The sequence below is a fragment of the Algoriella xinjiangensis genome (assembly GCF_900115015.1).
GTDB lineage: Bacteria > Bacteroidota > Bacteroidia > Flavobacteriales > Weeksellaceae > Empedobacter > Empedobacter xinjiangensis.
Window position 1 is genome coordinate 155,843 of record NZ_FOUZ01000009.1, and the last position, 18,155, is coordinate 173,997.

19 protein-coding genes are annotated in these 18,155 nt (G+C 27.7%); 15 read left to right on the forward strand and 4 right to left on the reverse strand.

What is annotated here, in order from left to right; genetic code table 11:
• The first annotated feature begins 1 nt into the window (after position 1).
• Genes BM072_RS10160 through BM072_RS10190 form a run of 7 tightly spaced genes read left to right on the forward strand, consistent with a single transcriptional unit; the run spans position 2 to position 7,300 of the window.
• Complete coding sequence (locus BM072_RS10160) at positions 2 to 535, forward strand: hypothetical protein (protein WP_245752124.1); 534 nt, start codon at positions 2 to 4, stop codon at positions 533 to 535.
• Positions 535 to 1,875 carry a S8 family peptidase gene (locus BM072_RS10165; protein WP_092908555.1) on the forward strand — a complete coding sequence of 447 codons (1,341 nt, stop codon included), beginning with the start codon at positions 535 to 537 and terminating at the stop codon, positions 1,873 to 1,875. The genes BM072_RS10160 and BM072_RS10165 overlap by 1 nt, the downstream gene beginning before the upstream one ends.
• A 6-nt stretch (positions 1,876 to 1,881) precedes the next feature.
• Positions 1,882 to 2,859 carry a hypothetical protein gene (locus BM072_RS10170; protein WP_092908556.1) on the forward strand — a complete coding sequence of 326 codons (978 nt, stop codon included), beginning with the start codon at positions 1,882 to 1,884 and terminating at the stop codon, positions 2,857 to 2,859.
• A gap of 10 nt (positions 2,860 to 2,869) precedes the next feature.
• A complete protein-coding gene (locus BM072_RS10175; protein ID WP_092908557.1) occupies positions 2,870 to 4,111 on the forward strand; it encodes a TRAFAC clade GTPase domain-containing protein in 1,242 nt (413 codons plus the stop codon).
• Positions 4,112 to 4,122: 11 nt separating this feature from the next.
• A complete protein-coding gene (locus tag BM072_RS10180) occupies positions 4,123 to 5,679 on the forward strand; it encodes a hypothetical protein (protein ID WP_092908558.1) in 1,557 nt (518 codons plus the stop codon).
• Positions 5,680 to 5,681: 2 nt separating this feature from the next.
• On the forward strand, positions 5,682 to 6,377 hold the full coding sequence (locus tag BM072_RS10185; RefSeq protein WP_092908559.1) for a hypothetical protein: 696 nt from the start codon (positions 5,682 to 5,684) through the stop codon (positions 6,375 to 6,377).
• Between the two features lie 2 nt (positions 6,378 to 6,379).
• Positions 6,380 to 7,300 (forward strand): hypothetical protein, encoded by a 921-nt coding sequence (locus tag BM072_RS10190; RefSeq protein WP_092908560.1) that lies wholly within the window; start codon positions 6,380 to 6,382, stop codon positions 7,298 to 7,300.
• Positions 7,301 to 7,336: 36 nt separating this feature from the next.
• On the opposite strand, the gene BM072_RS10195 is transcribed toward BM072_RS10190, so the two are convergent.
• On the reverse strand, positions 7,337 to 7,657 hold the full coding sequence (locus BM072_RS10195; protein WP_092908561.1) for a DUF805 domain-containing protein: 321 nt from the start codon (positions 7,655 to 7,657) through the stop codon (positions 7,337 to 7,339).
• A 76-nt stretch (positions 7,658 to 7,733) separates the two neighbouring features.
• Between BM072_RS10195 and BM072_RS10200 the strand changes: the two genes are divergently transcribed.
• Genes BM072_RS10200 through BM072_RS10230 form a run of 7 tightly spaced genes read left to right on the forward strand, consistent with a single transcriptional unit; the run spans position 7,734 to position 13,972 of the window.
• Entirely contained in the window at positions 7,734 to 9,158 is a 1,425-nt protein-coding gene (locus BM072_RS10200; RefSeq protein ID WP_092908562.1) for a hypothetical protein, read from the forward strand.
• Between the two features lie 9 nt (positions 9,159 to 9,167).
• Positions 9,168 to 9,953, forward strand: a complete 786-nt coding sequence (locus BM072_RS10205) for a hypothetical protein (RefSeq protein WP_092908563.1) — start codon at positions 9,168 to 9,170, stop codon at positions 9,951 to 9,953.
• 1 nt (position 9,954) lies between these two features.
• On the forward strand, positions 9,955 to 10,872 hold the full coding sequence (locus BM072_RS10210) for a hypothetical protein (protein ID WP_143080484.1): 918 nt from the start codon (positions 9,955 to 9,957) through the stop codon (positions 10,870 to 10,872).
• Positions 10,873 to 10,887: 15 nt separating this feature from the next.
• Positions 10,888 to 12,111: an XAC2610-related protein gene (locus tag BM072_RS10215; protein ID WP_143080485.1), complete on the forward strand. Its 1,224-nt coding sequence runs from the start codon at positions 10,888 to 10,890 to the stop codon at positions 12,109 to 12,111.
• Between the two features lie 10 nt (positions 12,112 to 12,121).
• Positions 12,122 to 13,063 (forward strand): SPOR domain-containing protein, encoded by a 942-nt coding sequence (locus BM072_RS10220; protein ID WP_177190303.1) that lies wholly within the window; start codon positions 12,122 to 12,124, stop codon positions 13,061 to 13,063.
• 15 nt (positions 13,064 to 13,078) lie between these two features.
• Positions 13,079 to 13,549, forward strand: a complete 471-nt coding sequence (locus tag BM072_RS10225; RefSeq protein ID WP_092908567.1) for a hypothetical protein — start codon at positions 13,079 to 13,081, stop codon at positions 13,547 to 13,549.
• Complete coding sequence (locus BM072_RS10230) at positions 13,550 to 13,972, forward strand: DUF1810 domain-containing protein (protein WP_092908568.1); 423 nt, start codon at positions 13,550 to 13,552, stop codon at positions 13,970 to 13,972.
• Positions 13,973 to 13,995: 23 nt separating this feature from the next.
• Here BM072_RS10230 and BM072_RS10235 read toward each other — a convergent pair whose 3' ends face one another.
• The 3 genes from BM072_RS10235 to BM072_RS10245 all read right to left on the reverse strand — a co-directional run bounded on the left by BM072_RS10235 (position 13,996) and on the right by BM072_RS10245 (position 17,083).
• Complete coding sequence (locus BM072_RS10235; protein ID WP_092908569.1) at positions 13,996 to 15,003, reverse strand: MORN repeat-containing protein; 1,008 nt, start codon at positions 15,001 to 15,003, stop codon at positions 13,996 to 13,998.
• Positions 15,004 to 15,005: 2 nt separating this feature from the next.
• Complete coding sequence (locus tag BM072_RS10240) at positions 15,006 to 15,827, reverse strand: M15 family metallopeptidase (protein WP_245752126.1); 822 nt, start codon at positions 15,825 to 15,827, stop codon at positions 15,006 to 15,008.
• Between the two features lie 81 nt (positions 15,828 to 15,908).
• Positions 15,909 to 17,083, reverse strand: a protein-coding gene (locus tag BM072_RS10245; RefSeq protein WP_245752128.1) for an IS3 family transposase whose coding sequence is annotated in 2 segments (ribosomal slippage) — positions 15,909 to 16,816 and positions 16,816 to 17,083 — 1,176 coding nt in all. Because the reading frame shifts where the segments join, the coding sequence is not laid out codon by codon here.
• A 642-nt stretch (positions 17,084 to 17,725) separates the two neighbouring features.
• Here BM072_RS10245 and BM072_RS10250 point away from each other — a divergent pair.
• On the forward strand, positions 17,726 to 18,109 hold the full coding sequence (locus BM072_RS10250; RefSeq protein WP_092908570.1) for an outer membrane beta-barrel protein: 384 nt from the start codon (positions 17,726 to 17,728) through the stop codon (positions 18,107 to 18,109).
• Positions 18,110 to 18,155: the final 46 nt, after the last annotated feature.

Here is an 18,155-nt window from a genome sequence, read left to right on the forward strand (position 1 = left end):
TATGAGCAAGTTTTTTTATAAATATTGGTGGTTATATTACATCCTATTATTTTCTTTATTAGGTTTATTGATATATTCTTTGTTGTGGAAAGTTAATTTTAAACCTTATCAAGATATAATTAATAAGAAAAATACTGAATTAGTTGATGCACGCGAAAGTTTGAAAGGAAAAGATCGTTATATCAAAAATCTTGAAGAACAATTAGCACAGTGTAACTTACGTGAAAAGCAAAATACAGTACAATGTAATGCTAAGGTAGAGTCTGGAGGACAAGGTATGACAGAAACAACACATAATTTAGGAAATTCACCTGGTAGAGTAGTTGTAAATTTTGATATGATGGATGTTCCAGATAAGATTGAAGTAATATACAATGGAGAAGTTGTAGCGACTTCAACAAATTTTGTTTCAGGTCAAGGAAATTTAAGTTTCAACTATCAAGCATTACCAGGTCAACCAAATTCATGTATAGTAAAAATGTCCGCACCAGAAGATGGTACAATATGGGAATATGTTGTTAATTGTCCACAATAATGAAAGTAAAAATTAATTATCCTTTTTATTATTATTTCGCAATCATTTTTTTTGTGATTATAAGTGTTTTTTTTTGGTGGATTGTATTCAATAATTTTTCAAATGGAAGATATTTTTCACAACAAGAGATTGATTATAGACAAGATAAATCTGTGCATGTTTTACAACCTATTAATCAAAATGATTTAATCATAGATTCTATTGCAAACAGACGAATCGTTTCCAATCTTGTTAATATTGCACTTAAAAATAAGTCAAAAGACATTTATCAATTTGCAAATGAGTTGAAAAAAGTCTACAAAGATTCTACTTATCAAATTGTCTATTTAGACTCAGTCATCAATCGACTTCAAGTAAAATTACCCGATTTAGATCGAGAAATTTTTAAAAATGAAGTTAAGAAAAATATGAAGAATGACAGTTTGCTTGTTTGGGATGAGATGATATTTGAAAGTACGAACAACAATGTCATTATAAATAATGAAGAAGCTCCATTTATGAATCAAATAGATATTCAGAATGCTTGGAGAACAACTTTAGGAACAAAAAAAACAATAATTGCGGTTATTGACAATGGTTTTGATACCCAACATGAATCTTTGCGAGGAAAAGATATAAAGTCTTATAATGTAATCTCAAAAACGAATCAGGTTAATCCATCCAGTCAAAATCATGGTACACACGTTGCGTCAATTGCGGTAGGGAACAGCAATAGTTATCAAGGTATATGTCCAAATTGCAGCTATATGCCGATTAAAGTTGAGGACGAGAACGGAAATATGTCAATGTCTTATGTGATAGATGCTATTCTGTATGCAGTAAAGAATAAAGCAGCTGTTATTAATTTATCTTTAGGATCTGAAATTCCATTAGAATTGGGGAATCTTTCTTTACAACAACAAAAAGAAGTAATTAATTCTGATGCAAGTGATTTACAAGAGTTTTGGAATGATTTATTTCTTTATGCGAACGAAAGAAATTCTATTTGTGTAATCGCTGCAGGGAATAGTAGTGTATTGACAGGTCTTGATGCTTTTCAACGTTCCAAACAAACAATTAAGGTTGGTACGGTTTCCCGTAAAAATACTATTGCGAGTTTTAGTAATTTCGGAGATTATAACACGATTTATGCTCCAGGTGAAGAAATTTATGGAGCTAAACCAAATAATCAATACGAATATTTAGACGGTACAAGTATGTCTGCACCAATTGTTAGCGGGTTTATAGGATTAATAAAATCTAAATTTCCTAATTACAAATTTGATGATGTAATGTCATTATTAATGAAGAATACAGAAATAGTAAATAATATAACACAACTAAGAATAAAATCAATTTAGAATAAAATGAAACAACAGAATTTTTTATTTGTAGATATCGTATCGTCGATATTTTTATTAATATTATTTATTGCAAATTTTTTAGGACTATTATACATCTTACAAGGAAATATCATATTTAGTGCATTAGCAAGTACATTAATTATTATATGTTATTATTTCTTAGTTCAACTATTAGCAAAGAACAAAGAGTTAATGTTTAAAAATAAATTTATTCATTCTTCATCTGTTTTATGGCTTTTTTACATTGGATTATTCTTCGTCAGTTTTGTTTTGATGTCACATTTTGTGAATGTTGAATTCAATGCAAAAAAACAAATTCAAGACGATGCTCTATCAAAATTAACAATTGTAGATAGTGCGACAACTATTTACAAAGATCGTTCTAAAAAAGTAATAGAAGATTTTGAAAATGATCTTAAAACTAAACTTAAAAGCTATAAAAATACAGGATCTAATAGTACACTTAATGAATTAACATCAAAACCTTATAGTATTGATGCAAAGGTTTTAAGTGATCGCACTTATCTTAATGTTGATCAAATTGCGAACGCTAAATTGGCACCAATCATCAAAAATATAGAAGCTAACGCCGTTAATTTTGATTCAATAACGAAGAATAACACGGAGAAATACAAAAGTACTTTTACTAACTGGAAAAGGTTAAGTTTAGTAGGTACATATTCTACTCTGAATGATTATGTAGACCAATCCATCAATTTAATAAACGAAAAAATCGCACAATTTCCGATAGATAATTCTCCAATTATAATTAATTACAATAAAGAAAACTTGCCATTAGGTACTCCAAGTGAATTCAATAAAAAGTTTACACCAAATTATATACTTCCAATTATCGTTGTTCTATTAATCAATGGTTTTATATTAATTCCATTTTTTACAGAAAAAGTAAGATCGTATAATAATACGACAAACAAAACGCAAGAAGGACCAAGTAATAACGGAGGATCTATAGAATTATAAAATAAATACCATGAACGACGTACAGAAAAGAATCATATTACAAAATGCAAATACATTAGAAGTAAACAATCTTATTTCATTAATAGAGAAAGGAGAAATTTCTTTAGAAGAATTTAAACAAGCAGGTTTAACGGTAGATAAAATCCGCCAAATAGAAGGACAAATAAATCTTGAAGCGGCTAAAGAACGCGCTGCAGCAGAAATTGCTAAAAGAGAAGAAGAGGAACGATTAGCTAAATTTAAAATTCAAGAAGAAAAAAATGAATTTCTTAAAAAAGTTGTTCGTAAAAGAGTAACAGTTGATGAGATAAGAAATAAAATAAACAATGGATATATCTCATTTGATGATTTAGAAGATGAAGGAATTTCACAAAGAACAATTAATTCAATCAAATATTACTCTAACTCTAATCGTGTAACCATTTTCAAGAAAATTGATGATTTACCTCCAATGGAAGAAGGTCGTACAGATGTTTATTTTGTGGGATTACCAGGTTCAGGAAAATCGACTATGCTTTCAGGTCTATTGAATGTAGCGAATAAAGAAGGTATTCTTTTACCAGATACTTATAGTAATGATGGAGCAGTTTATCAAACGCAAATCGTATCAGATTTATCAAGAGGTGTTTTACCTAATGCAACAGCTTCGGGCTCTTATAACTATGTAGCCATGTCTTTAAATGATGAAAATAAAAAGAAACATCCATTTAATGTAGTAGAAGTTCCAGGTGAGTTGTATGTAAATATGTTCAATAATGCGAATGTGGATGATTTACTGAAATACATCAAAAACTCTAATAAAAAGATTTTAATTTTTGTGATTGATTCTTTAGCACATGATACAAATTATGCTGATGCTAAAAGTGCTTTAGATCAAAGTTTAGTTTATGTAAATATTCTTAATATGTTCAAAAGCAGTGGTATTTTAAATCAAACAGATGCTATATATTTAGTTGCCAATAAATTTGATGCGATAAAAGAAAGTCGATATGATGGTGATAACCGTCCTGATGTTGATTTAGCATATGAATTTTTGAATGAAGAATTTAAAAATTTATTAAATAATTGTACGAGTATAAGAGATGAGTCAAAAAACAAATTCAAAATTAAAATTTTACCATATTCTATTGGTAAAGTAAGTTATGAATTTATTGTAGAAGATTTTAATCGTAACTATTCTTCAATTGTGATAAACAATTTGATAGAAGATTCTTTTGTTGTAAAAGGAGGAAAATGGGGTTTATTTAATTAATCTAAGAAACTATGAATCAATTCGGAATAATTATACAAGAAACAACATCAGGGTTAAACACTCAATACATTTCTCCTGATTTAGATCGTAATAATAGTGAAGTAATTCAAACAACACAAGACGAAAGAATTTTGGCTACTCAACTCGTCAATCAATCAAAATTTTATAGTGTTGAGGTTACAAAATCATATAAAATTTATACCTACGTAAACCCTAATGTTACAGATGAGTTCGGACGTTCTGGTTATTATGCAATCAAATTATATTTTCACAATAAGTTTGTCAATCCGATTAATCTAATTAGTCTTTTTAATAAAATTGAAGCTAAATATTTAGAGCATAAAAATAACAATACTTTAGCAGGACAAGACTATACAGTAATTCAAAGTTTATTGGAAGGAAAAGAAGTTAAACCATTTCTTTATTTAACCGAAAAAAAACAATTTGTCACTTATTTTGATCCTAATAATTCTACAGCTTTAACAGAAAAGTTGAACGATGAAAAGGTTTTTACAATAGAAAAATTATATGCTTTTGATGTTGCAAAATCATTAGCAGAAGATCAAGTGAAAGCGTATGGATTAGATTCTTTTAACGACTACAAAATAAAGAAAGCAAACTTTGACAATTCTGATCGTATCTTAAGAGAGATTACACAGAATAATCAACCAATTGATTTCAGAATAGTTGGTAAAGAAAATTTTAAAATAATATATCCATCAAGTTTAGCAGGAACGCTAAAATATTCTACTACAGAAAAGAAAAATATTTCGGTTGCAGATTTTAATGAGTTAAGAAAACCTAATGTAATTCCTCAACCTACTCTATCAAGATCAACACAACCAAAAAAAGACAACACACCAATTATTATTGTAGCAATTATAGGAATTCTTGCTTTGGGAGTAGGAGGTTATTTCTCGTATGACTTAATTTTTCCAAAACATAAAGAAAATGAACCCATTGATAGTTTAGGAAAAATAGAGAATAGAGAATCTATTGATAACGTATCAATGTATGTTCCAGAAATAAAAAGATTTTTAGCTAACAAATTTGTAGTTAACAAACAAAAAACAGATTCAGTTGAAGTTAAAAATGATTATTACCAAATAGACGACAAGCAAACTCTAATGCTTGAATCATATTACTTCAAAAATAAAGACGATAATTCTGTAGAATATTATTCTTCTTTTGAAAATTTAAAATCAAAGACCAACAAGCAAATTTTAAATAAAGAAAGTTTAAATAAATTTTTAGGTGATATATCTACAGACACAATAAACTGGAATAAAATTGTAGTAGAAGGAAAAAAACAAGGATTAATCTTACCTTATAATGAAAAAGTAACTGTAGATTCTGAAAAGGATAAGACATCTGCTGATAACAATGTTAATTCTACTAATAAAAGAGATGAAGTAACTTCTCCTCAACCTAAAAATGGTAATACGACTGAACCTAATAAAGAAGTCTCTCAACCAAAAGTTGAAGGAAAACCAAATCCAGAAAAATCTACAAAATTAGTTAAACCAGTTGTAAATAAAGGAGGTTTAGAGGTTAATTCAAGTTTATAATAATGGAAAAAAGAAAGTTAATCATATTAGGAAGTGTAATTGTCATCGGTTTGTTATTGATAGGTGGAGTTACAGTTTTTGAGGGTTCTAATATTTCGGGACCTGAAATGGTGAATAATAAAGCAGGTTCTAATAAAAATGATTTAGAAAAAAAGATTGAAAATTTTAAAAAAGATAATTTTCAACCAGAGCTATATTCAACCTTGTTAATGGAAATTAATTCATCAAAAGATCAAGGTTTGATAGAATCTTCATCTGCAATTTATCTAACAGAAGAATTAAATAATGTATACAAAAACCATGTATTTAACAAGGCTGATTATTTTCTTAACCAAGGAAATGGAGATAAAAATACGGTATTGACTTATTTGTCTAGTTTAGAAAAAGCGACAGGTAAAGACGCAAAAATAGATTTTTATAAAACTCAAATTCCGAAATACGATTATTACGTCAATTCGTTTCCAGGGAAAGTAACGTCTTTTACCAATGGAAATCCTGCAAGTTTTTCTACAGAAAAATACAATTCATTGAAAAGAGAAGCCGAAAATATGCCTGGATTAGATAATCAATACAAATCAAAAGGGAAATTTACGAGTATCAAATCAAGTGCAGTTTCTAAATTGAATTCTTACAAAAATAAATTTGAAGAATACGACAGAGAGAGAAGGTTAAATAGTATTGATGTAGAATTTGAATAATCATGAAAATAAAATATGTTTTAATCTTATTGCCTTGTTTCATTTTTGCTCAAAGTAAAGAGGACAAAAAAGAAAAGAATAAAGGAAAAAACACAGAGATTGTCGAAACAAAGAATGATCAAAAAACTGTAGTTGTAAATTCTAAAGATAAAGAGGAATTAGAAAAACTGAAAGTTGAAAATAAACAGTTAAAAGACATTTTGACAAAAGTAAATGCAAAATATTTTGTTTCAACATTTAAAAATTTTTATTCTGACGATTATTTCAAAACACAAGGATTTAAAATTTTAAAAGAAGAAGATAAAAATACAATTAGCCAAGCACAATTGATGGTAGAAAGTATTTTGGCAGCAGAAGATAAGAATTCAGAAATTTATAAAAGAGCCAAAAAATCAATTGTTTTTACAGATTATCTTAAAGCAATGGATGAGGTTTTTCAAACTGTTATGAAAGAAAAATATGATTCGGTAAAAGTATCATCTGCGATAACAAGATTACATAATTTACAAAAATTTGATCCAACATCAAAAGTAGAAGTTGATAAAAATTCTATAACTGAAGCTCTGGTTAATTACAAAGAAAATGCATGTAATGCGACAGAAGTTGTAACGAAAATACAACAAGGTGTTATGAAATCAGGTATTTCTATTGCTACATTCAAATCGAAGGACTTTGATAATATTATCTCTAAAAAGAAAACGGAAGAACCAATTATCAAATTCAATCAATTAATGAATGATGATAAGATCTTCAATCCATTTTTGGTAGATATGATTAATGATGTCAAGAAAAATCCAACATCGTTTAATCAATCTACTTTTATTGATGAAAAATATTGTCAAGTCAAAACAAAACCTTTAGCTCAAGAGTCAAAAGTTGATACTATGATTGTTCAAGAAAAGAAAGAAGAATTACCGAAATAAATAAAAAAAGTCTCTCAAAATTAGAGAGACTTTTCATTATTTTTTAGGGTTACTTCCATATTTATTATCGCCCTCGTTACTATCGCTAAAGAGTAGAAATAATCCATAAAAAGGGATTAAGTTAAACCAGCCACTATTACCAATGTCATGACTACGCTTTACAGACTGAGCTATAAGTATATACCATAAAGGTAAAAACAATAAACCAATAAAAATTACGGCAAATTCATTGTTGTTGTATTTTACAACTTCGTACATGAAAATATACGTTACATATAAGATGGCATAAATAAAATTGGTTAACCAATATTCAGTTCTTCTTATACGTCCTTTTAAAGAAAATGGGTTTAAAAACATAGTTAAATTTTATACTGATAAATATAAAAAAAAATATTTAATTTTAGAGAATATATAATACTAAAGAGACAAAAACATGCAACCAGATATATTGACGTATAATCAAGTATTTCAGAGTGATAAACTTGATTTGTTTTCATCATTAACTAATATTGAATTTTTAAATTCAGAGAATAATTATTTATTGTTTTCCGGAGAAGAAACTGTACATGTAAAATGTAAAATAGATAAAAAAGAATATATTTTAGTTTGTTTTACTAATCAGAATAAAAATGCTGAAAATAGATATAAAAGTTTAGCAAAAATAATAGGGAATTATAATCTTAGTTTTATCCCAAAATTAGAGTTTAAAGAAAATGAAATTATAATAAATAGTTACAATTCCTCTGTAGTTCTTGTTGAAGATGATCAAACAATTTCTTTAGATAATTATTTTGACAATATTTCTTTTTTGCCAGAACTAGTAACAAAGCTTCAAGAGGATCTGAAAGATTTATCTTCACAATTAAAAGCAAAGCAATTTGCACATGGAAATCTAACGTTCAAAACAATTAGAGTAAATACTAAAAACGAATTGGTTTTAACTTTTTTAGATGATTTATACATTCCTGAATTTGAAACTACAAAAATTAATAAAGATTCATTTGTCAATTTACATAATAAAGATTTAGCATCATTTGCAATGATCTTAAGCGCATTAGAAATTGCTAAAACTGATAATTCAATTCAGTCTAATAATTTAATTTTTACATTTAATTCGCAAGATTTAAATCAAATTGAAAATTCTGTTGCTTATTCGTTAATCAATAGTTATGAAAATCAAGCAGCAAATAATTACCTTGATTATGATGCTTTAGTCGAGCCTGAAAAAATAGAAAATTTTGTAACAAACGATCATAATGCTGAAGATTATCCCTTACAAAACTTATCTCAAAATTCAATAGTAGATAGTAGATCAGATGAGAAGGTTCAAAAAATTGTCATTACATCTTCACCACAAGGTGTAACAGTGAGAGATAATGAATATGAAGTTTTTGGTAATACACCATACATAATAGAAGTTAAGGAAAGAGACCATCCATTTCAATTAATTTTAACTGAAAAAAGTAATATTAAAAAAGTAGATATTTTTTATGGAATGAATGATGTTTTTGTTGATTTTAATGAAACCGTTGCTCCAACTCAAAATTCAATTTCTCCTGAAGTAAAAAAACAAACTCTTGTTACTGTAACCGAGTCTAAAAATACCACACAACGTGTGTTTTTTTGGTCGTACATCGGAATTTTATTTTTTTCAATGATTATAGTTATTTTGTACAATAGTGCAGTGTTTTCAGACTTTTATGCTCGAGATAAATATGAGGAAGAATCTATGTCTATTGATTCGGCTAGCGCAGTAGTTGACTCCGCAGTAATAAATGTAGATTCTACAGCAGCTAGCCCATATTATTATGATGATACAGCGGTCGATTCTTCTGCTTATTATTACGATGGATACTAAAATAAAATTATGCAAATTACTATAAACACTAACCCTAAAGGCGCAATTGTAAGAAATCAAAATTTTGATATACTTGGACGAACACCTATTACAATTCTAAAAGAAGAATATGTTGGTCAATTCATCATAATAAATTACGGAATAGAGTCAAAAAAGATTAGTATTACTGATGATTTAGATCAAATTAATTTGAATTTTGAACAAGAAGTTCCAGTGATCAAAACGCCAGAACTGCCAAAAGAAGACGAAATAAAAGAGGATGAAGTTTTTGTAGAAAATGTTTCGATTCCGGAAGAAAAACCGAAAAAATCTTTCAAAAAAATGAGACCATTTCTCATAGGTTTTGTCCTTTTATTGATAGGACTTGGAGGAAATTATTTGTTGGATAAACTTGCGTCAAAACCTAATTTAGTTAATATTGAACAACAAATTTCATCAAAACAATTTTTAGAATTAACCAACGAAGAAAAAATTAAACATTATTTATTTTTTGAAGATAGACGAGATCATCATTATTTAAAAACATTGTTAAATCTATCTAATTTACATTTTTGGGACGTTGATAATATTGCAGAATCATTGTTGGATAAAGCATATAGAAATGATTCAAACCGAATTTCAAATTCTAAAAATGAAGTTTTATCGATCATAAAAGAAAATGAATTGTATAAAGTTGATGTAAAATATACGTACACCAATTCGTCTAATGAACAAAAAGAAAAATATCCGAAAATATATTTTGGATTTGCAGAAAATGGTCTAATAAACTATATTGATAATAAGCCAAGAAATTAACATGAAAATACGAATTAACACAACTCCAGAAGGTGCAATTGTAAGAAATCAAAATTTTGATAAAATAGGAAAAACTCCTTTTGAAATTGATAAAGAAGATTATTTAGGACAAAAGATTTTCATTAATTATGACGGAATAATCAAAGAATTTGTCATTAATGAAAACACCAATTTTATTGAAGAATCTTTCAGGAAAACAATTAATCAAAATGAAGAGGAAGTATATACCAGTGATGGATCAACAATTGACGCATTAAATCCAAACACACCATCGTCTAACAATAAATTGTATATGATTGGTGGAATTGTCGCTGTACTAGGATTTATTGGACTTGGTTATTGGTTTTTTGATTCGAAAACAGACGAAAAATCAACGACAATTAAAACCGAAGTGGTTGAGCAAAACGAAACAGAAAAGTCTAATATAGAGAATTCTGTAGAGTTTGTTGATAAAAATGAAGTTGAACAAGCTGAAAAACCAAAAGAGGAAAAGTCAAAAATTGAGTCAAAAAAAGTTGAAGAAAACAAACCAGCTTCAGTAGCAGAAGTAGCACCTAAAACAGAAGAAAAACAATTTTCGGAAGAGCAAGCCAAAGCAATAATCAAACAATCTATTTCGTTAGAAAATAATAAAAATGCGAATGGATTGGTCAATCTATTTTCATCAAAAATAAAACGTTACAAATCAAAAAATAATCTCTCAAAAAATCAGTTAATATCAATTTTTAATGAATGGTGGAACACTGTGGTTTTCGAAGATAAACAAGTCGCTGGTATCACCGCTTTGGGAGATAATACTTATAAAGTTAAAATAAACTACAACTATCAGGTTGAGGGTGGAAATGAAAAAAATGTGATTTATTATGGTATTTATCAATTTGATAAAAATGGGAAAATAATCGAATTATATATTGACTAACAAACTCGTAACTGTATGAAAACGAAAAACATACTTCTTTGTGTTAGCTCTTTATTTTATATAATGAGCTGTAATCAAATTAAAGAAAAAATTGGAGGTGGATCTTCTGAAAATATAATATCAGAAAACACCCAATTAAATTGTGATTATAACAATTTATCCAATCAATTTAATGTGAAATTTGTGATCAATAAAGATCCCAAAAAAGCAACAACAGGTGTAGATTATGCTGTACAGATTTTAGATAAAAACAACAAAGTTTTAAAAACAATTGTTTCTCAACCTTCTATTTCAACTGATGAATTGGATAAATACAAGATTTGTGATCAAGTGAAATCATTGGCAACAAAATATAATTTAGCAAAGAATTTTGATATTGAATCTTTTGATGGAAATGTAGTTGTAGGAGATTTTAATTTTGATGGAAAAGACGATTTCGCAGTTTATAACCGTAAACAAGACAACAAAGCGTATTACAATTATTATTTGCAAGATGCGAGTGGCGAGTTTAAAATAGATATTTTTTTGTCTGATGATACCGATTATTTCAGTAAAAAATATGATGTGAATGGTAAAACAATTGTTATCCAAGATAAATCTGCTATCAAAAAATATGCATACAACAATGGTTCTTGGACAATGAAGGAAGAAGTAAATGATCCTTTTCCAGGTTCTCCTGAAAAGGGTATAATTTCTAATTTTGATAGAAAGAGTCAAGTTTTTATATCACTTTATGATTCTAATTTTATAAAAGTAGGAAAAGTAGAATTTAATACATGGGAAAATTCTGTATCAACAAATAATCGTTTTCTTAACGTGAACGAAATTTATAATAGTAATAGTCGTGTTTCATCATTAATATATAAGTCCAAAAATGGTTTATTTCTACAATTAGATGTTCCTGGGAATTATTATATTAATTCCTTAGAGTTGAAAAAAAATAATTTTAAACCAGAGAGTTTTATAGATTACTTTGTAAATCATGAAATGTATATTTCTCCAAATGGAATAGTTATGAATGTGAGAAAATCACCAAGTTCAAAATCAGAATTAATCGGACAAATTCACCCAGATATAGGTAATTATTACGTTGTTTTTACTGGAAATAAAAAAGGGCAATGGGCTGAAGTGTCTGAAATTATTTTTCCAGAATCTGATTATTATATTCTAAACTATACTACAGGTTGGATAAAAATTATAGGGGATAATGGTTATCCTAATTTTAATTTCAGTAATTAATTATTATTTAATGAATACGAAATTTCTAATATATGTAACTATTTTTCTTTTGATTACAAGCTGTAATAATGAGAAAAATGTAAGTGAAGTAGTTTCAGAAAACACCCAATTAAACTGTGATTATAACAATTTATCCGATCAGTTTAATGTAAATTTCAAAATTAATCAAGATAACAACATTGCAAATGGAGCGATAGAATTTGTTGTTCAAATTACGGACAAGAAGAACAATATCCTAAAAAAAATTACAACACAACCTAAGATAATAGCTTCAGAAATTAATTTTTACAAACAATGTGACCAAGTAAAATCGTTGTCCAAAAATTATAATATTTCAAAACAATGGAGTGATAAATTATATGACGGAAACATTGTAGTTGGCGATTATAATTTTGATGGAAAAGATGATATCGCAATATATCACAGCAAAGAAACTGATCGAGAAATATTTTTTTACGAATACTATTTACAAACAGATCAAGGTGATTTTGAACGGGATAATTTTCTGTCAGACAAATTTCATTATTTCGGCAAAAGATTTGATCGAAAAAATAAATTATTGATAAATGATGAACACGTTATTATTGATAAATACAAATATGACTACGGTTGGATAAAATTAGTAGAAGCTGTAAGTCCGAATATTGAATCGTCTTTTTATATGGTAAGTGTTGCTGCAGTAAAAACTGAATCGGATGCAAAAAACGAAGTAATAAAGCTAGAAAATAAAGGTTATCAAGCAAATTATTTATGGATACCAGATTATGCTTCGTTAAGTGGTGCTAAATTTTACAGTGTTTATATTGGACCATTTTCTACACAACAAGAGTGTGAAATAGCAACAGAAGAATACAGGAAAAAAGATAAAAATGCCTATGGACTTTTGGTCTCGCAAGAACCTAAAAGAGTTCAAATTAATGGAGTCGGAAAAGTTACTGTAACCAATAATTAAATAAAATATAATTCTATGAAAAATATAATTCTACTTACAGTTCTTTTTGGAGCAACGGTTTCTTGTTCTAATAAAGAAGACCAAAAGGTAAAGGAGTTGGAGTTAAAAGTAAAAGAACTTGAGCTGCTAAAACAACAAAGCGAATTAGCAGAAAAAAATAGAAAGGTTAACTCTAATGCGCAATATGTTGCTAATGAGAAAAAGAAATTAGACGAAGAAAAGCAGATTCAACAACAAGCGATGCAAGAGCAAGAAAGTTCAGCTTCTCATATTCAGCCTTATAATCAGTATAGAGTAATTGCAAGTGATCGTTATCCTGCACATTTTTATAATTCGCCAAATTTTAATGATAAACGAAAAGCAAGATTTACAACAAATGAAATTGTTTATGTACAAGAAGTTGTAAAAGATTTTGCTTATGTAGAGTTTACAAATTCGGAGAACAAAACATCCAAAGGTTGGGTAGAAACGGCTTATTTACAATAAATGCAATTTAATTTGAATAGATTTTTAGAAGCCCAAGAAATAGATTTTGAAAGAGCTTTACAAGAGGTGAAGAATGGACGAAAAATTTCTCATTGGATGTGGTTTATTTTTCCACAATACAAAGGACTTGGCTCTAGTGAAACGGCTAATTATTATTCTATACAAAGTTTGGACGAAGCAAATGAATATTTAAATGATTCGACTCTTGGAGTTAGATTAAAGCAAATTACAAAAGTGTTGATAGAAAGTAATGAAACAAAAATTGAAAATATTTTTTACTTTCCTGATAATCTCAAATTAAAATCTTGTATGACACTTTTTGCATTTATTGAAAAGAATGAAGACAATTTATTTACGTTGGTTTTAGATAAATATTTTAACGGAGAATTAGATTCTAACACACTAAATTTAATTATCAAATAAAAAATAAGAGGCTTATTAGCCTCTTATTCTTTTATATTTCCTTCGAAGAATTCTCCTTCTTCAGTTTTACCATTTGTTTTTAGTAATTTTCCTTTTCCATGAAAAAGATTGTTTTTAAAGAAACCTTCGTATCGATCACCGTCAGTAAAATACATAGTTCCTCTTCCGTTCAACACGCCTTTTAAGAACATTCCTTCATAACGATCGCCGTTTTTCCATTTAAAAACGCCAAAACCAGTCATTTCGTCATCTACAATATCACCTTCGTAAGAATCTCCATTTGTAAAGGTATAAACACCTTTTCCTGTATGTATTTCATTCGGAAAATATCCCTCTAACACTCTTCCGTCAGGAAAATAAAACTTACTTGTTTTGAAATTAGTTGATGATTTTTGAGCAATTTCAGGTTTCACTTTTTCAGGAACACTATCCGTTATATATTCATCATCAGAAAAAGTTACTTTTGGGTTATAAAAATCATATCCAGGTGTTGGTTTTTTTGTAACAAAATCAAAATATTCATCTCGTTGAAAAGATAAGTTATCATCAATGTCAGAAAAAGTATTATCAGCAATATTAGTATAAAATGCAGGAAAAGGTTTGGAATCATAATTATACGCAAAACCTTCTATAAGCTTCAAATTATCATTATGTTCATACATTTTTATAGTATCAGCACCATAATATAACCCTACAATCATCGGAGTGTTTTCAGCGATTTTAGTATTAAATGTGACCGTTGGCTGTGGATTAACAGTTTTGCTACCGATCACTAAAAAACCATCTTTGTCTGTTGTTACATCAACTAGATTAATCTTGTAATACAAATAGTTCTTAGTATCATCTTTGTCGTCTTGTTTCACAAAAACAAGTTGATAACCGTCTAAAGAATAATTGGGTTGAGCGCTTTTTAATTCTATAAAAATTTCAGCATTATTATTTTTTGTTTTCATATCAAATTCATTAATATGAACTTGTCCAAATAAAAGGCTTACTCCTAGAATAGGAAGTAGTGTAAATATTTTTTTCATGATTATTTTATAGCGGGATTAATATCAAGAATTTGCTCTTTTTTATATTGATTAATAAATTCTGGAGTAAAAGATTGACTTCCTGCTAGTTTTTCTGTTTTTAAAATGGTATTTAAATCTAATTTAATGTAATCTTGAAGCATTTTTTGAGAAAGTGGTTTGTATGTAAAATGCCAAGGTTCGTACTTAAATCCTTTTCGACTTGGATTATTCGTGTAAACTAAATAAAAACCATATTTCTCTGAATTTTCGTCTAACCAAGCTTTGAATTTTTCCATACTTCCACCTTTGTTAAAGTGTTTTTCATTTAGTGGATCCGTAGGAATACCAGTTGTAGAGTGTATTATATCTAAATCTGTTCCCCAGTGATGTCTAGAAGTTCCGGGAATTGTAGAATATTCTATAATTTTCTGAATATTTTTTTCAGGAGTTAAATCCTTGCTATTTGAATTGTATTTTCTGTTCCAAATTCCATTCTGATAATCAAAATTCCTATAACTAGAAATAACATGTATATTAAAACCTGCTTTTTTAGCCTCAGCTTTCATTTTGTCAAAAGCTTTTGCAGCTTCCGGCAATAAAGCATAATTATCTTTCCTTACTAAAGTAGGATTTCCTTTACCTATTAACTCTTCTTGATTTGTAGTTAATTTTGTTTCAGCTTTTTTAATTGTATCAGCTAATTCTTCATCCAAAATAATTTCAGAACTGTCGACAGAATTATTGTATAAGTTTGTTTGTGTTTTTTCTTGATCTTTTTTTTCAGATTTGTTACATGAAAAAATAAACGGAAAACATATAAGTGTGTAAAATATTTTTTTCAAATGATTTAATTATAATTATTTAACTAGGAACAAATATATTAAATAATATACTGGATATCCCCCTGAATTTTCCAGTGTAAGTTAAGCTACATTTTTTAAAAATTGTAAATTATTATTAAACTCAAAAATAGTTTTATAATTCAAAGCTTTATGTCTTCTATTTCTGTTATACCAAATTTCAATATACTGAAAAATTTGTTTTTTCATTTTCTCTCTTGTAATTAATTTATTTCCATAAATCATTTCAGTTTTTAACGATTTAAAGAAACTCTCAGCCACAGCATTGTCCCAGCAATTCCCTTTCCTTGACATGCTACGGATAACACCATAAGAATCAAGCGTATTTGCAAACTTCTTTGACGCATATTGTATTCCTCGATCAGAATGAAATAGCATTCCTTTTTTAATCGATCTATTCTTTATAGCCATACGCCATGCTGATAAAGTTGTATCTTCAGTACTCATCGTATTGCTCAAACTCCAACCAATGACCTTTCTATCATATAAATCGATAATTGTTGTTAAATATAAAAATCCTTCTTGAGTTTGAATATAAGTAATATCTGATACCCATTTCATAGAAGGTTTTGAAGCGTAAAAATCTCGATTAAGAAGATTATTTACAGTTAAATAATTATGTTTAGAATTTGTTGTAACTCTAAACTTTTTACTTAATTTACTTCTTAAACCAAGCTCTTGCATATATTTAGCAACTGTTTTAACTGATATTCTGTAACCTAAAGCATTTAATTCTGAATGAATTCGAGGACTTCCATATCTCTGCTTGAATTTAAAATATAGATACTTTATTTTATCTAGCATCAAATTTTTTCTCAAAAGTCGATTGGAGCAACCTTTATTTTTCCATTTATAATAGCTGCTGGAGTGGATTTTTAAGATAATACACATTTTCTCAATCGGAAATTGGCAATCGTGATTCTTTATAAATCTATATTTCATCGACCGTTCTTGGAGAAAATGCTGATTGCTTTTTTTAAGATATCACATTCTAATTCTGCATCTTTAAGCTTTCTTTCTAATTCAACTATTCGCTCCTGTTCTGGCGTTAGTTTTAAATTACCTTTTCCTGGAAAACTATTGGATCCGTATTCTTGATAATCTTTGCGCCATTTGTATAATAAGGAGGCTTTTATTCCAAGTTCCCTTGCTAATTCCGATATATTACTTCTTTCATAACTCAATTCTACCGCTCGTAATTTAAATGAAGCATCGTAATGATTTTTTATTCCTTTCATAATTGTAAGATAAGTATTATATACCTTTTCTTACTCTGGAACTTTCGTTAGGATATCCAGTTTTGTTAAACCAATAATCATTACTGGAATTAGAATTAAGAGTATTATAAAAACAACTATAAACTTATTAAACATAATTTTTTTATTTAACAATATATTATAAAGGTAAATGTTATTTTTCAATTTTTCATAATTTTAGCATAACTATATGAAATTTTAATTGGTTAGAAAAATTTAAATATTTACCCCCTCCCTCCGTATCCTGTTAAGTACCCCTCCCTACCTAATAGGTAAAAAGAGAAAGCAGGTTGCTTCAAAAATTTTTTAAAATTTTTTCGGATTCTAAAATCTTAGATGTATTAAAATCAAGTGGATTAATCAGAATTTATATAAAAAAATTTTTTTTCTAAATTGAAAATCATAAACCTATGATAATTAATTATTTATTACATTTTTAAAAAGTTAATTGAAAATAATGGATGTTATTTTGGCTTAATTAATATCGTTTATTAATAATATATAATCATTAATAATATTCTGAATGTAACGTATTGATAATTTTTAAAAAAAAAAGCAAAATAACAATATTACTTAAAAGTGAAAAAAATAACTACATTTGTATAAAATTTATCTATATACATTATGAGAAAAATATTTATTTTAAGTCTTTTATTACCATTCGCTTTAAGTAATGTAAATGCACAAAGTTTAGAGGATTTAAGGTTTGGTGTTACTGGAGGTTTAAATTTGAGTAACATGACAAATTTTGATTCTAAAGCTTCATTTCATTTAGGATTAAAAGCGGAAAAATCTATAACGGAAAATGTCTTTATTGAAGGAGCGGTTCTATACTCTGCAAAAGGAGCTAAAATGGATTTTGGAAGTTTAGGTTCAAATAAGATTAATGCTAATTATATTGAAGTTCCAATTCATATTGGATACGTTTATAATATTAATCCTGAATTAGATATAAGAGGTGTAATCTTCCCCTTGTTAGGAACATTTAAAAGTATAGTTTTTATTTAATATTATTGTATTATTATTTTGATTAATTTGAAATGTAGGAAAATCA